We start from the raw sequence: 16,975 nt of genomic DNA, 5'->3' as shown, positions 1-16,975 counted from the left end.
ATCAATACCTCCTTTTTCTCTCTTTAATTTCAGTCAGAAATTGCAAATAGTGATTGTAGCGGGATGAGACGATTTGCCCTTCCGCCACGGCCTCTTGGACCTTACAGTCCGGCTCGTGCTGATGAAGGCAGCCCCGAAAGCGGCATTGCTCGGAAAGCAGCTGGAATTCCCGGAAGCAGGAGCTGAGCTCCTCCGCCTCTTCAATCTGTAGAAAATCAAGCGAGCTGAAGCCCGGCGTATCCGCAACAATGCCCCCGTTCGGCAGCCGTATCAGCTCGACATGACGGGTCGTATGCTTCCCGCGGCCGAGCTTATTGCTGATCGCATTCGTTTCCAGATCAAGACCCGGAATCATCGCATTAAGCAGCGAGGATTTCCCGACGCCGGATTGCCCGGCGAATACGCCGATGCGGCCGATCAGGCGCCGCTCCACCTCGGCCACGCCGATGCCTTCCTTGGCGCTTGTCATCAGCACCGGGTAACCGATCGATTCGTATAATTGAACGGCGGAATCCAGCGAAGCCGCCTCCTCTTCCTCGCTCTCCGTCAGCTCGGAGGCGGTTTCCATCGAAGCAGAGCCGGGCACGAGATCCTGCTTCGTAAAGCAAATGACCGTGTCCAGTCCTGCGCTTTCCGTGTGCACAAGAAACTTATCCAACAGCTGCAGGTTTAGCGTCGGCTCGGTCACAGAGAAAACCAGTACGACAAGATCGACATTTGCAATAGGAGGTCTCACCAGCTCCGAATGACGGGGGAGAATTTCCGTGACCGTCCCCTCGCCGTTCTCCGTCAGCTCAAATTCCACTCGGTCTCCAACCAAGGGGGAAACTCCCCTTTTTTTGAAGATTCCTCTTGCCCGGCATTGCACCGGCTCCCGATCCTCCGAATCATCCGGAAGTACATAGTAATATCCGCTTAGCGCCTTTACGATTAAACCTGCTGGCATTATTGAGTTCTGCCTCCCGTGCCTGTTGTAGTTGTTGGAGCTCCAGACGTATTGCCGCTTTGCGCTCCGCCCGTAGACGGTGTCGCTGCGCCTGTTCCGCCGGTTGCCGGCGCCGTGCCGGTTCCCGTTGCAGGCGTAGGAGTCGGCGCGGGGGCTGTTGTCCCCGGCGCAGGAGTCGTACCTGACGGCGCGGCCGGCTTGCCGTTCTTCTGAGCAAGATAATCCTGGTAGGTGACTGTCATAATATCGGCTGTCGCATTATCGACCTTCACCTGAATGGTCGCGTTCTTCTCGGGCGATACCACCAGCTTGACGCTGACGGCCTCCGTCTTGGTTATATTAAGCGTTTGATACTCGAAATTATCATACTGCGCGTCCGTCAGCAAAATTTTGACCGTAGAGCTCTTGCCTTCCCGCGCAGGCTTCACCGGAACGCTTACCGTCATCGGACCGGCTTCCTCCGGAAGACCCGAGCTAATGATCAGCTTGATCTCCGACCCGGCCGAAACCTCTTCGTTAGGCTGGAACGGGAACTGGGTAATGACCTTTCCCTTCGGCTGCTTGTAGCTGGTCTCTACGTTGATGCCGTCCTTCGCAAGCTTCAGGTTGCTGACCGTGATCCGGTTACGCGCCTCCGCCTCCGTCAAGCCGACCAGGTTCGGCATTTTGAACGTTTCCCTGCCTTGACTGATCGTCAGGACGACCGTTGCCGTCGCCGGATCGACCTCCGTACCGGCAGCCGGGTTCTGTACCAGTACCGTATCGGGCGGCTCATCCATATATTTTTTCTCAACCTTGATCCTGCTGTCATCCTTAATGCCCAGCGCACTCAGCGCCATCTTCGCCTCTACCAGCTTTTGTCCGACCAGGTTCGGCAGCTTCTCGAGCTCCGGTCCCTTGCTGACGGTCAGCTTCACCGTTGAGTTTTCCTTTACCTTGGTATTCGTACTGCTTTGACGCAGAACGGTATCCTTCGCGATTTCCTTGTTCACCTCATACGATACGTCGGGTATGAGCTTGAGAGCGATGAGGGCCGCTTGCGCCTCCGTCAAAGGCTTGCCTACCACATTCGGCACCTCGACCTCAGGTACCACCAGCATCCCCTTCACGTAACCGACAAGCGACCACATTCCTGCCAGAAGGGCCATCAAGACGATAAACCAGATCAAAGGCTTAACCCAGCGGCGCTTTTTCTTCCCCTGCTCGGCAGGAGCCTCCGACTCTTCCTCTTCCGAAGCCTCGGCAGCAGCCGCCCTTTCCTGAGGGGCATATTGACTCGGCCGAAGAGCGGGAATGACCCGTGTCTTCTCCTCATCCATCTCGTCCTCATCGAAGAAGTTCACCTTGGGCTCATTCCGGCGATGCGGCTGCAAGCATGCCTCCAGATCGCTCATCATGTCCTGCGCCGTCCGGTAACGCTCCGTCGTGCTTTTGCGCATCGCGCGTAGAATAATGTTCTCCACGCTTTGCGGAATAAGCGGATTTACCTTCCGCGGCTCCTCCACATCCTCCTGCAGATGCTTCAGTGCAACACTGATTGGGCTTTCCCCAAGGAAAGGCAGACGTCCTGTGAGCATTTGGTACATGACGATTCCGAGGGAATACAGGTCAGACTGCTCGCCGGTCGGCGTTCCTTTGGCATGCTCGGGAGAAAAATAATGCACGGAGCCTACTACGGAGCCGGTCTGCGTGATCGTGGAGGACGTGACCGCCCGCGCGATTCCGAAGTCCGTCACCTTGACCCGGCCGTTACGCCCGATAAGAATATTGTGCGGCTTAATATCGCGGTGGATGATTTGATTGTGATGGGCGTGGTCCAGAGCATCGCAAATTTGCACCGCAATATGAATCGCCTCTTCCACCTGAAGCGGGGCCCGTTCTTTGATCAAGCTGTTCAGCGTGTGCCCTTCCACGTATTCCATCACGATATAATGTACGTCTTCTTCCTGCCCTACATCGTAAATACTAACCACGTTGGGGTGGGATAATGATGCGGCTGCCTGTGCTTCCCGGCGAAAACGCTGAATAAACTCCTCGTCGTGCACATACTGCTGTCTTAGTATTTTAACGGCTACATGTCGATGTAATAAAATATCTAGTCCTTTGTAAACTATAGCCATCCCGCCGCCGCCGACTCGTTCCAGAATCTCGTAGCGACCTCCCAGCTGTCTACCGATCATTCATCCTCACCCCGTTTCTCCGTCGTTTGCTGAGTCGCTATCCCGCGCGCTCTCCATGAGCACAACCGTAACGTTGTCGTCTCCTCCGGCGTTCAAGGCTTCGGAAATCAAGCGATCTACCTTCTCCTCGAGCGAGCCCTCCCCGGTAATGTGTACGGTCAGCTTCTCCTGGTCCACCAGACTGCTGAGGCCGTCGCTGCAAAGCAGCAGCACATCGCCTTGCTCCCAAGCGATATCCCGCACGTCCACCTCAATGGTCGGCTCGGTTCCGAGAGCACGGGTCAGCACATTGCGCCTAGGATGGTGAAACGCTTCCTCCCGCGTAATTTGCCCGCTCTTTACAAGCTCATTGACCAAGGAATGGTCCTCCGTCAGCTGCTCCATCTGACCCTTATGTACGCGGTAAGCGCGGCTGTCGCCGATATGGGCGACAACCACATGCTGCTCGTCCGCCAAAACAACCACTACCGTGGTCCCCATGCCATGGTAGTTCTCCCGCCTGGAGGCGAATTCGAAGATTTTCTCATTGGCGATTTCGACCGCCGACTTCACCAGCTGCTTCCTCTCCTCAATCGACATCTCCCGATGAAGGGTTTGCAGCTGAAATTGGATCAATTCCACCGCCATTTGACTGGCAATGTCTCCGGCCTGATGGCCGCCCATACCGTCGGCCACGATGGCGAGCGACAGCCCGTTCAGCTCGTCTTGCACGACCGCCCGGTCCTCATTCACCATCCGTACACGGCCGATATCCGATTGGTACGCCAATTTCAGCATCGATTCATCTCACCTCGCACCCGTTTCCATATGCTTCGCCCTCAGCTGTCCGCAGGCGGCGGCAATATCGCTGCCCTGCTCCCGCCGGATCGTGGCGTTCACCTTGCTTCTTTCCAAAATGCGCTGGAACGTAAAGATGTCGTCACGCGTCGTACGGACGTAATCGCGCTCCGACACATAGTTGACCGGAATCAAATTCACATGCGCATGCGGGAAATCCTTCAGCACCTTCGCCAGCTCCTCCGCATGCACCGCCTGGTCGTTCACGCCGCCCATCAGGGCATACTCGAACGTAATACGGCGGCCGGTTTTGCCGACATAATATTTGCACGCCTCAATCAAATCCGCGAACGGAAAGCGCCGGTTTACCGGCATCAGCTTCGAACGCAGCTCGTCGTTCGGCGCATGGATCGAAATCGCCAGGTTGATCTGCGTATTCTCCTCGGCGAATTTGTAAATATTCGGCACGATACCGCTCGTCGACACTGTAATATGACGCTGGCCGATGTTGAGTCCCTTCGGATGAATCATAACCTTCAGGAACGTCATGACGGCGTCATAGTTCTCGAACGGCTCGCCAATGCCCATGATGACAATGCTGCTGACCCGCTCCTGCGTAGCATCCAGCAGCTGCTGCGCCTTGACCACCTGAGCGATGATTTCGCCGGGACTCAAGTTGCGCTTCAGCCCGCCCAGCGTGGACGCACAAAACGTACATCCGATCCGGCAGCCGACCTGTGTGGTCACACAAACGCTGTTGCCGTAGCTGTGCTTCATGATGACCGTTTCGATCGCATTTTTGTCGGTCAGCTCGAACAGAAACTTCACCGTACCGTCCTGGGACTGGTACTTAGCGACCTCCGTCAGCGTAACAAAATCGAACTGCGTCGTCAGCTTCTCCCGAAGCCCCTTCGGAAGGTTCGTCATCTCCTCGAAGCTCGACACTCGCTTGACATACAGCCATTCAAAAATTTGTCCCGCACGAAAGCCGGGCTCGCCGTTCGCCTTCACCCAATCCTGCCACTGCTCCAGCGTGAAGTCGTAGACGTAAGGCTTCTCGTTCACGGGTCCTTTGGGCGGCCGTTTTTCAGTCATTTGCTGTTCCGTATGCTCCATATCGTTTATCACAACCTGTTGTTTGTCAGAGTAGTGCCCTCAGCCTGCGCATGAAGGCCACAGTATATTTTACCACAATAGCACCGCTTATGCTCGTTTGCGAAGCCTCGCAATGTAGAAGCCGTCGGAGCCGAAATCAAAAGGGAAAATCTGGATCTCCTCTTCCTTTGCGTGGGGAGGCGCCTCGAGCTCATATTCCGGATGCTTGTCCAAAAAGGAACGGATCATCTCTTCATTCTCCGCCTTCTCAATGGTACAGGTGCTGTAAACGAACACGCCTCCCGGCTTCAGCAGCCCGTGAACCGCCTCCAGCAGCTCCCGCTGCACGGCGCAAATCTCGCCAAGCTCCCGCTCCTCCTTGCCCCATTTCATGTCCGGCTTACGACGAATGACGCCGAGTCCGGAGCAGGGGGCGTCGAGCAAGATCCGGTCGAAGCTGCCGGGAGCGTACTTCCGGTGCAGCTCCTTCGCGTCCGCCACAACCGTGCGAATGCTGCGCAGCCCCAGCCGCTCGGCCTGCTCGCGAACCAGCTTCTCCTTATGCTCATGGATGTCGCTGGCCACGATCTCGCCGCGGTCCTGCATCTTCTCGGCCAGATGCGCCGTCTTGCCGCCCGGGGCGGCGCAGCAATCGAGCACCCGCTCGCCCGGCTGCGGGTCGACCCATTCCGCGACGAGCATCGAGCTCTCGTCCTGCACCGAGAACAGGCCTGCCGCATACTCCGGCGTCAAGGCCATGTTCCCGCCGCCGCGCACAAGCACGCCGGCCGGAGCTACCGCAGAGGGCTCCGCTTCGAGCCCTCCCTCGCGCAGCCGCTGCACCAGAGCGTCGCGGCTGCCCATGAGCGAGTTCGCCCGGATGCTCACGCGCGGAGGCGTGTTGTTCGCCTCGCAGATGCGCATTGCCGTCTGCTCGCCGAACTGGCGAACCCACCGCCGCACCATCCATTCGGGGTGCGACCCGGCAAGGGCAATGCGGCGCTCGGCCGGCAGATCATCCGGGATGACCAGCTCCGCCTTGCGCCGAATGATGCTGCGCAGCACGCCGTTCACCATGCCGGAGATGCCTTGATGACCCTTGCGCTTCGCTAGGTTCACCGCTTCGTTCACCACCGCGTGATCCGGCACCCGCTCAAGATAATAGAGCTGGTAGAAGCTCAGCCGCAGCAAGCTGCGCACCCAAGGCTGAAGCTTGCCGAGTCCCTTCGTAACGAAGGGCTCCAGGAAATAATCGATCGTGTTCAGCCGCTGAATCGTGCCATAAACGATCTCTGTAGCAAGCCCTGCATCCGCCCGGTCCAGGCGATACTTCTGAAGCGTCTGGTTTAGCAGCAGATTGCTGTAAGAGCGATCCTGCTCGATGCGTACAAGCACGTCCAACGCCGCTTCGCGGGCGCTTCCTTTTCTCGCGGCTGTCGGAGCCGGGCCTTTGGGGCCTGTTCGATCCTTGCTTCCGTTCATATCTTTCACCGTAAGCCTCGGCTCTGCTTACCAATCGCATCGCCTTGAAGCATTTCCTTTCGATTGCTCTTAGCCTAATCTCGTCCCTGCGGCCAATTGGCCGCCCTTAACGAATTCCTCTACCGCCATCGCCTTCTTACCAGCGGGCTGCAGCTCCGTGATGCGGACAACTCCATCCGCTGCGGCAACCTCAATCCCCTGCGGAGACACTGCTACGACCGTGCCCGGCTCCGCTTTGACGATCGCTTGTCCTGCAGCCGGCTTCTCACATTTCCAAATCTTCAGCACCTCTCCGTTCCACAGCGTGAAAGCGCCGGGCCGCGGGTGCAGGGCACGAACCAGGTTCCAGATGCCCAGAGCAGGCAGATTCCAATCGATTCTCTCCTGCTCCCGCTGAATATTGGGCGAATACACGGCCTCGTCGTCGTTCTGGGGAACGGCATTCACCTCGCCGGCCAGCAGGGCAGGCAGCGTATCCGTCAGCAGCTCGGCTCCTGCCACACTTAGTTTCTCAAACATCGTGCCGGTTGTATCCTCGTCGGTAATCGGCACCTCGATCCGGCTGATCATATCTCCGGTATCGAGCCCTTCGGCCATATACATGATCGTGACGCCCGTTACCGCATCCCCGTTCATCACCGCATAATGAATCGGCGCGCCGCCGCGGTATTTGGGCAGCAGCGAGGCATGGATGTTAATGCATCCGAGCTTCGGCATGTCCAATACCGACTTGGGCAAAATTTGCCCGTAAGCGGCTGTCACGATCAAATCCGGCGCATACTCGCGAAGCGCCTCCACAGCTTCCGCCCGGCGCAGCCGCTCCGGCTGCAGCACCGGCAGTCCGTGCTTCTCCGCTTCCACCTTCACGGGGGTAGGCGTCAGCACGCGCTTGCGTCCTACCGGTCGATCCGGCTGGGTCACTACCGCCACTACCTGCACCCGATCGTTTGCTAGCAACGCTTGAAGGGACGGCACGGCAAACTCCGGCGTCCCCATGAATACTACTCTCATCCTTCCTCACGCTCCGGGCGGTCTTCGCTGCGATACATCGCTTCCGCCAAATCCGTGTACAGCACCCCATTCAAATGGTCCACCTCATGCAAAATGCAGCGGGCCAGCAGATCCGTCCCTTCAATGACGATCTCCTCCCCGTCTCGGTTCAGTCCCTTCACCTTCACGCGCTGCGCCCGGCGCACATCCCCCGTCATACCGGGAATGCTGAGACAGCCCTCGGGTCCGAATTGCTCTCCCTCGCGCTCGATCACCTCAGGATTGATCAGCTCGATCAAGCCGTGGTCATCTCCCACATCCATCACGATGACACGCTTCAGGATGCCGATCTGAGGGGCAGCCAGCCCTACACCCTGTGCGTCATACATTGTATCGGCCATATCGTTCAGGAGCTTATGAATGTTCGGTGTAATTTTCGGAACCGGCTTCGCCACCTCGCGCAATACTGGATCGGGATCCTTCACTATCATCTTAATCGCCATAACTAACCACGCACCTCTTCATGATCTTCTACATTAATACTTGAGGGTCGACGTCGATGCTGATCGTCAGCTTCTGCTGCTTTACCGCATCGTCCAACACGGCTGCGGCTTGCCGGACCAGGTCCGCCGCGTCCGTCTCTCCCCGATATTTTACCATGCATTGGAATCGATATCTATCTTTGATCCGCGAGATCGGCGACGCCACCGGGCCCAGCACCTCGAGCTCCACCGGCTTGAATAGAGCTCCCGGCCTGCCCTGTGGAACGCTGCCCACCACTTCCACAGCCGTACATTCGCGGGCCAGCTCCTTGAGCCTGGCGGCGAGCGCCTCCCCTGATCGTATCAGCAGCGGCACCTGCTCGTGCGACAGCGTAATCAGGATTAACCGGTGAAACGGCGGATAGTTGTGCACCTTGCGGATGAGCAGCTCCTTGCGGATAAAGCTGTTATAATCGTGCTTGCTCGCTGTAAGTATGCTGTAATGCTCGGGAGTGTACGTCTGTACGAACACCTCGCCCGGCAGATGATGCCGTCCTGCGCGGCCGGCGACCTGCGTGAGCAGCTGAAACGACCGCTCGGATGCGCGAAAATCGGGCAAATTCAGCACCGAATCCGCCGCCAAGGCGCCGACTAACGTCACATGAGGGAAATCAAGGCCCTTGGCTACCATCTGCGTTCCCAGCAGCACATCCGCCTGCCGGTTTCGGAACATCGTCAGCCATTTTTCGTGGGAGCCCTTCTCTGTGGTCGTGTCGATATCCATCCGTATGACGCGAATTCCCGGGAACAGCTTGCTCAGCTCTTCCTCCACCCGCTGCGTGCCTGTGCCGAAATGGCGGATATGCTCGCTTTGGCACTCGGGACAAGCGGACAGCTCCTGCTGCGCGTAGCCGCAATAATGGCAGCGGATCACCTTAGCGTTCTGATGATAGGTCAGTGAAATGTCGCAGTGCGGACACTCGGCGACATACCCGCAGGTACGGCACATGACGAAGGTCGCGTAGCCGCGGCGGTTGAGCAGCAAAACCGTCTGTTCTTTCTTGTCTAACCGTTCTTGGATCGCTTTATACAGGGCGCGGCTGAACATGGAGCGATTTCCGCTCTTCAGCTCCTCCCTCATATCTACTATATGCACGGGCGGAAGAGGACGACCCTCTACGCGGGAGGCCATCGTAAGCAGCTCGTACGGCGGCCTCGCGGTGCCCGCTTCGATCGCGGCCTCCTGCGTAGTGCGATACATGCTCTCCAGCGAGGGCGTAGCGGAGCCCAGCACCACGACAGCTCCAAGACGGGAGGCTCGCGCAGCCGCCACCTCACGGGCATGGTACTTGGGGCTCTCCTCCTGCTTGTACGACGATTCGTGCTCTTCATCAATAATAATGAGTCCAATTTTCGTAAAAGGAGCAAAAATCGCCGAACGTGCGCCGATGACCACCTTCACCTGCTTGCGCATGATTTTACGCCATTCGTCGTACCGTTCGCCATGAGACAGTCGGCTGTGCAGCACGGCGACAGCGTTGCCGAACCGCCCCTTAAACCGCTCCACCATCTGCGGGGTCAGGGAAATCTCCGGCACCAGCACGATCGCTTCCCGGCCTTGATCGAGGCAGGTCTGGATCGACTGCAGGTATACCTCCGTCTTCCCGCTGCCCGTTACCCCTTGCAGCAGAAAAACCTGATGTGAGCGCTCCTCCAGCGTATCCCGGATGCGCCCGTAAACCGCTTGCTGCTCGGGTGTCAGCGGCAGCGGCGAGGTCGGCTGAAAGGCGCGGTCCGCATATGGATCGCGAAGCACCTCAACCTCCTCGATGCGAAGCCACCCGCGTTCAGCAAGTGACTTCACCGTCCCTGCACTGATATTCAGCTTCGAGAGCAGGTCGGTCAGCCGGATGGGCCGGGAATCCTCTTGGAAATGCCGCAGCACTTCCTTCTGCTTCCCCGCCCGGGCGGGAAGCTCGTCCACCCAAGCTTCCAGCAGCTCTGTATTCTCCGGAGGGAATACCGTCAGTACCTTCTTGGATTGGAGCCTGTCCTTAATCAGCTGTACCTCTTCCAGAAAGCCCTCTTCCAGAAGCTGCCTCACCATCACCGCTTGCGAGGCATACTTATCTAATAAAGCGCCGAGCTCTACCGACTGCTTGCTTCGGACATAGCTCAGAATGTCCTTCTGCTCCGGCAGCAGCAGCTGCGCCTGCCCGGACGAGCCGGCTTCGTCCAAAGCCCTCACATGCCGCTCATACTTCGCCTTAAGCGCCCCGGGGATCATCACCTGCAGCGCAGTGACCTCATGACAGACGTAGGTTTGGCTGATCCATCGCCCCAGCTCGACCAGCTCGGGCGTTAAGGGCGGGGACACATCCAGTACCTGTGAGATCGGCTTCAGCTTGGCCGTATCCAGCTCCGTCGTGCGATGCAGCTCCGTAACGAAGCCTTGTACGACTCTAGGCCCGAAGGGAACTCCGACGCGGCTTCCCACCTCCACGAGACCTTGCATCCCTTCCGGTACGATATAGTCAAAAGCCCGGTTCGTTTGACGCGCCGGCACATCTACAATGACCTTGGCAAACAATCGTCCGCTCACTCTTCCTTTCTCAGCCTTTCCTTGACGAGAAGCAGCAATCTTCTTCCCACCTCACGCTTGGACAGAAGCGGCAGCGCCTCCACCAAGCCGTTTGCATCATAAATACGAACGACGTTCGTATCCGTTCCAAAGCCTGCGCCTGCCATAGTCACATCGTTAGCCACCAGCAGATCGGATTTCTTGCGCTTCAGCTTGTCAATCGCGTACGCCTCAACATTGTTCGTTTCCGCAGCAAAGCCGACAATGATTTGTCCCGGCTTTTTTCGCTCGCCGAGGGCCTGGAGGATGTCCGGGTTTTTGACCAGCTTCAGCGACATTTCCTCTTCCTTCTTCTTGATCTTCTGCTCCGCCTGCTCGGCAGGCCGGTAATCGGCTACCGCGGCCGCCTTAATGACGACATCCTGCTCAGGGAGCCGCTCCAGCACCGCATCCAGCATCTGAAGCGCAGATTCCACAGGCACGACATGAACGCCGGACGGCGGGGGAACGGACGCCTTCCCCGTTACCAGCGTCACTTCCGCTCCCATACGGAGCGCTTCTTCGGCAATGGCGTACCCCATTTTACCGGACGAGTCGTTGGTCAAATAACGAACCGGATCGATTCTTTCCACAGTGCCTCCTGCCGTCACCAGCACCTTAGTGCCCAGCAGGGGCTTATCTTCTTGAAAGAACGCGACAATGGCCGCGAGAATCTCCTCCGGCTCCGCTAAGCGTCCTTTGCCTACATAACCGCAGGCCAGCTGACCGGTGCCCGGCTCTACGAAATAAACCCCGCGATCCGCCAGCGTCTTCAGGTTCTCCTGTACCGCCGGATGGGTGTACATATGAACATTCATGGCGGGGGCTACAAGAATCGGAGCCGTTGTCGCAAGTAATGTTGTACTGAGCATGTCGTCGGCCAAACCATGCGCCATTTTACCAATGATATTCGCCGTTGCCGGTGCGATGACGACGAGATCGGCGCGGTCCGCCAAATCAATGTGCTGAACCACCGAGGGATCCTTCTCATCGAACGTATCGATTGCCACCGGCTGCCGCGATAATGTCTGAAACGTTAACGGCGTGACGAATTTGGATGCCGATTCCGTCAGGATGACTTGAACCTTCGCTCCCGCCTGCGCCAGCTTGCTGGTTAGCGCCGCCGCCTTGAACACGGCAATCCCCCCGCTGACTCCCAGTACAATCGTTTTGCCGTTCAACATAGTGAATCTCCCCCCCTATAGAACTGCATTCTCAAAAAATCCTTCGTATCCCAGGTTAACCTCGTCAAAGAAAAAAATAACAACCGCTCACAGAGGGTTGTTTTTTTCTTGAATCTATTTCAGTGTTTCTTTGCCTTGCAGCTTCTCGTAGGAAATGTGATCTTCATAAATCTCCTCTAGTGCGAGTCCTACGAACTTATGCGATTTCTTATTGCGTACTTCTGATTTCGAACCGTCACGCAGCAATCGGGCGCGCTTGGAAGCGGCCACCACCAAAGAGTATTTGCTGTCCACCTTGCCGAGCAGCTTATCAATGGAAGGATACAACATAATTATCTCACCTCTGCCATCCAATGTTTGATTTTTGACAGCATTCTGTCCTTTCGGCAATGCTCTGCCGTAAGAATCGCTTGAATACGGTCACAGGCAGACTCTACCTGGTCGTTCACAATCGCGTAATCGTAATGCTCCATTAAGCGGATTTCTTCTACGGCTACCGACATCCGGCTGCGAATCGAATCCTCGGATTCCGTTCCCCGGCCTACGATGCGGCTCTCCAGCTCGACAAGCGAGGGTGGAAGCAGGAAAATAAACACGCCCTCCGGAAACTTTTGCTTTACCTTAAGCGCTCCCTGGACTTCGATCTCCAGAATGATATCCTTGCCGGAATTCAAGGTATCCTCTACAAATTTACGCGGCGTACCGTATAAATTGCCTACATATTCGGCCCACTCCAACATTTGGTCCTGGTCGATAAGCTGCTGGAATTCTTCCCTGGACTTGAAAAAATAATTCACGCCCTCCAGCTCGCCTTCCCGCGGTGTCCGCGTGGTTGCCGATACGGAATAAGTAATCTCAGGCGCTTTGCCGCGCAAAGCTTTACATACGGTTCCTTTCCCCACTCCGGACGGACCGGACAAAACGATGAGAATCCCTCTCTCCGACGGGGGAACATTTCTATTATTCGTCATGATCATCGTCCTTATTGGAAAGTCGATGCGCAACCGTCTCCGGCTGAACCGCGGACAAAATAACATGGTCGCTGTCCGTGATGATGACGGCACGGGTACGCCGGCCATACGTGGCATCAATCAGCATATGGCGGTCGCGGGCTTCTTGAATGATCCGTTTGATCGGCGCCGATTCCGGGCTGACAATGGAAATGATCCGGTTGGCGGATACGATATTTCCAAAACCGATATTGATAAGTTTGATCGCCATTGATTTGGGTCCCCCTGGAATTTTTTTTGTTAGTAATAACATTGTCGATACGACTCAGCTCCAAGGTAAGCTATTCCCCTCCGGTCGCTCTTGAAATTAAATTCTTTTTATTAGACTCCTGCGGAGTGAATTCAATTTCAAAGGCGACACGTAAACTCTCCGGTGAACACTTACCTTTCCGCTTCGCTTATCGGCCAAAACGAACCAACAAAAAAAATGGATATTACGAAAGAGATTGGTCGTGCCTTGCCTGTAGCGGCACGACGTTGCTCTGCGGTTACTCTATGTTTTGGATTTGTTCGCGCATCTTCTCGAGCTCGGCCTTCATGTCGACGACCAATGCGGTTAACGTCGCGTGATTGGCCTTCGAGCCGATCGTATTGACCTCGCGGTTCATTTCCTGCACCAGGAAATCGAGCTTACGGCCCACGGCTTCGCTGGAGAAAAGCATATCGCTGCATTGCTGGAAATGGCTCTGAAGCCTGGTCAGCTCTTCGTCGATATTAGCCCGGTCGGCGAAGATGGCGACTTCCGTTGCCAGTCTCGTCTCATCAATGACGATGTGGGATTGTACGAGCTCCTGAATTCTTGCCCGCAGCTTCTCCGCATGCTCCTGTACAACCTTTGGAGCCAGTTCGGCAGCCTGCTCGGCATAACCGCGCAAAGCAGCCAATCGCTGCTGCAGATCGTTCTGCAGATGCGTGCCTTCCCTCTCCCGCATCTCCGTCAGCCGCTCGGCCGCTTCCGATGCGCAAGCCTGCAGCTCGCGCTCCATGTCTTCGTCCGCCACGTCGATATCGTCCTGCATGACGATTATCTCTGGCATCCGAAGCAAGTCACGCAGAGTGAGCTCGTCGGTAAGCGTAAGACGTTCCTTCAGCTGCTGGGCAGCCTGACGGTAAGCCTCTACCATTACCCAGTCCACCTGAACGGATTGGACCTTGGACCGATCCCCCTCCACCGTAACAAACACATCCACACGGCCACGCTTAATGTATTGCTGTACTGCCCTCTTCAATACGTCCTCGAAACGCCCCCACTCCCTGGGCATACGAACGATCACTTCACTATAGCGATGGTTCACCGACTTCAGGTCGATCTGCACTTGATAGCCGGCCACCCTTCGAGCGGCTTGACCGAAGCCGGTCATACTGCGAAGCATTGGCAGTCACATCCATTACCCTATTTTAATTCATTTTCCTACAGGGGACAAGTGTAAATCGCGGCGGTTCGACTTCTCCCAAACATATTGGGTCAGCTTCACCGTCATCCCGTAAGATAAGAACGGCGTCATCAGATAGATGCCGTTGAAGTGCTTCATCGCCTCATCCAGCAGCTCCTTTGCGATTTGAACCCCCATCGCGCGCCCTTCGGCGCCGCTGAGCCCCTTCATCCGCTGACGCACCTCATCCGAAAGCTGGATCCCCGGCACCTCGTTGTGCAAATATTCGGCGTTATTGCCGCTGGCAAGCGGCATGATGCCGATAAAGATCGGAATGCTCAGATGCTTCGTGGCCTCGCGGATTTTGGCGAACTGCTCCAGTCCGTAGACCGGCTGGGTCATAATGTAATCGGCGCCTGCTTCCACCTTGCGCTCCAGACGCTGAACCGCCTTGTCCAAATATTTGACGTTAGGATTAAAGGCCGCACCTACGATGAAATTCGCTTTTTCCTTCAGCTGCTTGCCGGAGAAAGCGATGCCCTCGTTCAGCTGCTTGATCATGCGAATGATCTCGAAGGAGGTCAGATCGTATACGGAGCTTGAGCCCGGTAAATCCCCGAATTTGGCCGGATCCCCGGTAACGGCAAGCACATGGTCGATGCCTAAAGCATGCAGACCCATCATATGCGACTGCGTGCCGATCATGTTGCGGTCCCGGCAGGCAATGTGAATGAGCGGGCGGATGCCGACCCGTTCTCGGATCAGGCTGCCGAGCGCCAGATTGCTCATGCGCGTCACAGCGAGCGAGTTATCCGCCATGGTCAATGCATCGACGTGTGCTTCCTTCAGCGCTTTGGCTCCTTCCATGAATCTGCCGATATCCAGATCCGTCGGAGGGTCGAGCTCTACGATCACCGTGTGACGCTGCTTGACAAGCTCAACGAGGTTTGGCTCCTCTGCGAGACTCTCCTCCGCGGCGGAAGGAATCGCCGCCGCAGAAGCTTTCACTTCACTCACGACCGGCCCGGGAGCTTGCTCCCGGCGAAGGCGCTTAACGTCCTCCAGCGGTACGCTGTAGCTCTGCAGCCGCCCTGCTATCGCCCCAATGTGCTCGGGCGTCGTACCGCAGCAGCCGCCGATGATGCGGGCGCCAAGCTGAGCGAACTTCAAGGCCGTTTCGGCAAAATACTCCGGCGTGGCGGCATAGGAGTACCGGCCGTCCACGTAATCCGGAATCCCGGCATTCGGGAATACCGAGAACGGCAGCGTGCCGTCCACATCCGCCACCTTCTCCAGCGAGCGCAGCAAGCCGTTAGGACCGCTGCGGCAGTTGAAGCCGATGACATCCGCACCATGCTGCTTCAGCTTGTCGAACGCCTCTTCGAGCGGAATACCGTCGTGCGTCATGCCTGTGCCTTCGGTTGCAAACTGACAGATGACCGGAATCGAGCTCACCTTGCGGATCAGCTTGAGCGCGAGCAGCAGCTCCTCCAAATCATAAAACGATTCCAGCAGCAGCCCGTCCACCTGCGTGTCCAGCAGCACCTCGATTTGCTGGCGCAAATCCTCCTTCACCTTGGAGGTCCGTACATTCTTTCGTCGGCCGGCGCGGATGGAGCCGATCGCGCCTACCACATAAGCGTCGCTGCCGACGGCATTTCGTGCCAGCTCAACGCCGGCACGGTTGATCGCCTCCACCTCATTCTCGAGACCGTATTTCGACAGCTTCTCCCGGTTCGCGGAGAAGGTATTCGTCTCGATCAGCCGCGCTCCAGCTTCATAATACCTGCGATGCACCTCGGCGATCTTCTCCGGCTGCAGCAAATTGAGCTCTTCATATGAAATCCCGACGGGAAAGCCCATCTGGTATAAATACGTCCCCATTGCCCCGTCTCCCACCAGCACCTGCCGGCGGAGCGCTTCTCTTAAGTCTGGCTTCGCCAAAGCGGCCACCTACCTCCCATGATGAACATTAAAGCGTGCCTTTAAACACCGTTTCAGCGGGTCCCGTCATATAAACGCGATTATTTTCCTCGTTCCACTCGATCAGAAGCTCTCCGCCCTTCAGAGAAACGGTGGAGATACGGTCCGAGTGCCCGGTCAGCACACCGGCGACCAAAGTAGCGCAAGCTCCCGTACCGCAAGCAAGCGTAGGCCCGGCCCCTCGCTCCCACACCCGCATATCCGCGTAATCGCGGGATTTCACCGTAACGAATTCTACATTCGTCCGCTTAGGGAAGTACGGATGATGCTCCAGCTTCGGCCCCCACAGCTGAAGATCCGTCCCCACGGCATCCTCGACAAAAATAACGCAGTGCGGGTTCCCCATGGATACGGCGGTAAAGCGAAACTCCTTCCCTTCGACAACGACAGGCTGCTCCACGATTCTCTCTTGATCGATGGTCGTCGGAATGCTCGTTCCGTTCAGGATCGGCTCCCCCATATCGACGCGAACGGCGGTCACCGCCCCGTCCTCAATCGTCAGCTCCACCGGCTGCAGACCTGCACCGATCGTCTCGATCACCAGCGTTTCTCTCGAACGGTCGACCATGCCGTTGTCATAAATATATTTGGCGGCACAGCGGATGGCGTTGCCGCACTGCTCCGCCTCCGAGCCGTCGGAATTCACAATCCGCATCATGTAGTCGCCCTGGGCAGACGGCAAAATAAAGACAAGCCCGTCGGCGCCAATGCCAAAATGCCGGTCACACAGCCTGCGAGCCAGCGCAGCCGCATCGGCCGGCAGCTCCTCATGACCGGATAAGACGACAAAATCGTTGCCTAGGCCTTGCATTTTCGTGAAATTCATCGCCTTGTCTCCCATATCTATCATTTT

General features: G+C 56.9%; 15 protein-coding genes. All 15 read right to left on the bottom strand.

From position 1 onward, the window contains the following. Position 1: 1 nt before the first annotated feature. The 15 genes from rsgA to dapF all read right to left on the bottom strand — a co-directional run bounded on the left by rsgA (position 2) and on the right by dapF (position 16,948). Entirely contained in the window at positions 2-946 is a 945-nt protein-coding gene (gene rsgA / locus QMO62_RS04585; protein WP_284638932.1) for a ribosome small subunit-dependent GTPase A, read from the bottom strand. Further along, on the bottom strand, positions 946-3,126 hold the full coding sequence (pknB, locus tag QMO62_RS04580; RefSeq protein ID WP_284638931.1) for a Stk1 family PASTA domain-containing Ser/Thr kinase: 2,181 nt from the start codon (positions 3,124-3,126) through the stop codon (positions 946-948). The genes rsgA and pknB overlap by 1 nt, the downstream gene beginning before the upstream one ends. 6 nt (positions 3,127-3,132) lie before the next feature. Then, positions 3,133-3,903, bottom strand: a complete 771-nt coding sequence (locus QMO62_RS04575; protein WP_284638930.1) for a Stp1/IreP family PP2C-type Ser/Thr phosphatase — start codon at positions 3,901-3,903, stop codon at positions 3,133-3,135. A 9-nt stretch (positions 3,904-3,912) separates the two neighbouring features. After that, the gene (gene rlmN / locus QMO62_RS04570; RefSeq protein WP_284638929.1) at positions 3,913-4,998 is read right to left on the bottom strand and encodes a dual-specificity RNA methyltransferase RlmN; all 1,086 of its coding nucleotides are present in this window, start codon (positions 4,996-4,998) and stop codon (positions 3,913-3,915) included. A 108-nt stretch (positions 4,999-5,106) separates the two neighbouring features. Beyond that, complete coding sequence (gene rsmB / locus QMO62_RS04565; protein WP_284644858.1) at positions 5,107-6,480, bottom strand: 16S rRNA (cytosine(967)-C(5))-methyltransferase RsmB; 1,374 nt, start codon at positions 6,478-6,480, stop codon at positions 5,107-5,109. A gap of 69 nt (positions 6,481-6,549) precedes the next feature. Beyond that, on the bottom strand, positions 6,550-7,491 hold the full coding sequence (fmt, locus tag QMO62_RS04560; protein ID WP_284638928.1) for a methionyl-tRNA formyltransferase: 942 nt from the start codon (positions 7,489-7,491) through the stop codon (positions 6,550-6,552). Beyond that, positions 7,488-7,973 (bottom strand): peptide deformylase, encoded by a 486-nt coding sequence (gene def, locus QMO62_RS04555; protein WP_284638927.1) that lies wholly within the window; start codon positions 7,971-7,973, stop codon positions 7,488-7,490. The genes fmt and def overlap by 4 nt, the downstream gene beginning before the upstream one ends. 28 nt (positions 7,974-8,001) lie before the next feature. Continuing rightward, positions 8,002-10,542, bottom strand: a complete 2,541-nt coding sequence (gene priA / locus QMO62_RS04550; RefSeq protein WP_284644857.1) for a primosomal protein N' — start codon at positions 10,540-10,542, stop codon at positions 8,002-8,004. 8 nt (positions 10,543-10,550) lie between these two features. Further along, entirely contained in the window at positions 10,551-11,756 is a 1,206-nt protein-coding gene (gene coaBC / locus QMO62_RS04545; protein ID WP_284638926.1) for a bifunctional phosphopantothenoylcysteine decarboxylase/phosphopantothenate--cysteine ligase CoaBC, read from the bottom strand. A gap of 114 nt (positions 11,757-11,870) precedes the next feature. Next, on the bottom strand, positions 11,871-12,086 hold the full coding sequence (rpoZ, locus tag QMO62_RS04540; RefSeq protein WP_284638925.1) for a DNA-directed RNA polymerase subunit omega: 216 nt from the start codon (positions 12,084-12,086) through the stop codon (positions 11,871-11,873). 2 nt (positions 12,087-12,088) lie between these two features. Continuing rightward, a complete protein-coding gene (gmk, locus tag QMO62_RS04535; RefSeq protein WP_284638924.1) occupies positions 12,089-12,727 on the bottom strand; it encodes a guanylate kinase in 639 nt (212 codons plus the stop codon). Continuing rightward, the gene (remA, locus tag QMO62_RS04530; RefSeq protein WP_009672664.1) at positions 12,717-12,977 is read right to left on the bottom strand and encodes an extracellular matrix/biofilm regulator RemA; all 261 of its coding nucleotides are present in this window, start codon (positions 12,975-12,977) and stop codon (positions 12,717-12,719) included. The genes gmk and remA overlap by 11 nt, the downstream gene beginning before the upstream one ends. A 277-nt stretch (positions 12,978-13,254) precedes the next feature. Then, complete coding sequence (locus QMO62_RS04525) at positions 13,255-14,139, bottom strand: YicC/YloC family endoribonuclease (RefSeq protein ID WP_284638923.1); 885 nt, start codon at positions 14,137-14,139, stop codon at positions 13,255-13,257. Between the two features lie 30 nt (positions 14,140-14,169). After that, the gene (locus QMO62_RS04520) at positions 14,170-16,023 is read right to left on the bottom strand and encodes a bifunctional homocysteine S-methyltransferase/methylenetetrahydrofolate reductase (RefSeq protein ID WP_372516704.1); all 1,854 of its coding nucleotides are present in this window, start codon (positions 16,021-16,023) and stop codon (positions 14,170-14,172) included. 88 nt (positions 16,024-16,111) lie between these two features. Then, positions 16,112-16,948: a diaminopimelate epimerase gene (gene dapF / locus QMO62_RS04515; RefSeq protein WP_284638921.1), complete on the bottom strand. Its 837-nt coding sequence runs from the start codon at positions 16,946-16,948 to the stop codon at positions 16,112-16,114. Positions 16,949-16,975: the final 27 nt, after the last annotated feature.

Source organism: Paenibacillus silviterrae (genome assembly GCF_030167925.1).
GTDB lineage: Bacteria > Bacillota > Bacilli > Paenibacillales > NBRC-103111 > Paenibacillus_G > Paenibacillus_G silviterrae.
This window is presented reverse-complemented; position numbering and strand designations above follow the sequence as displayed.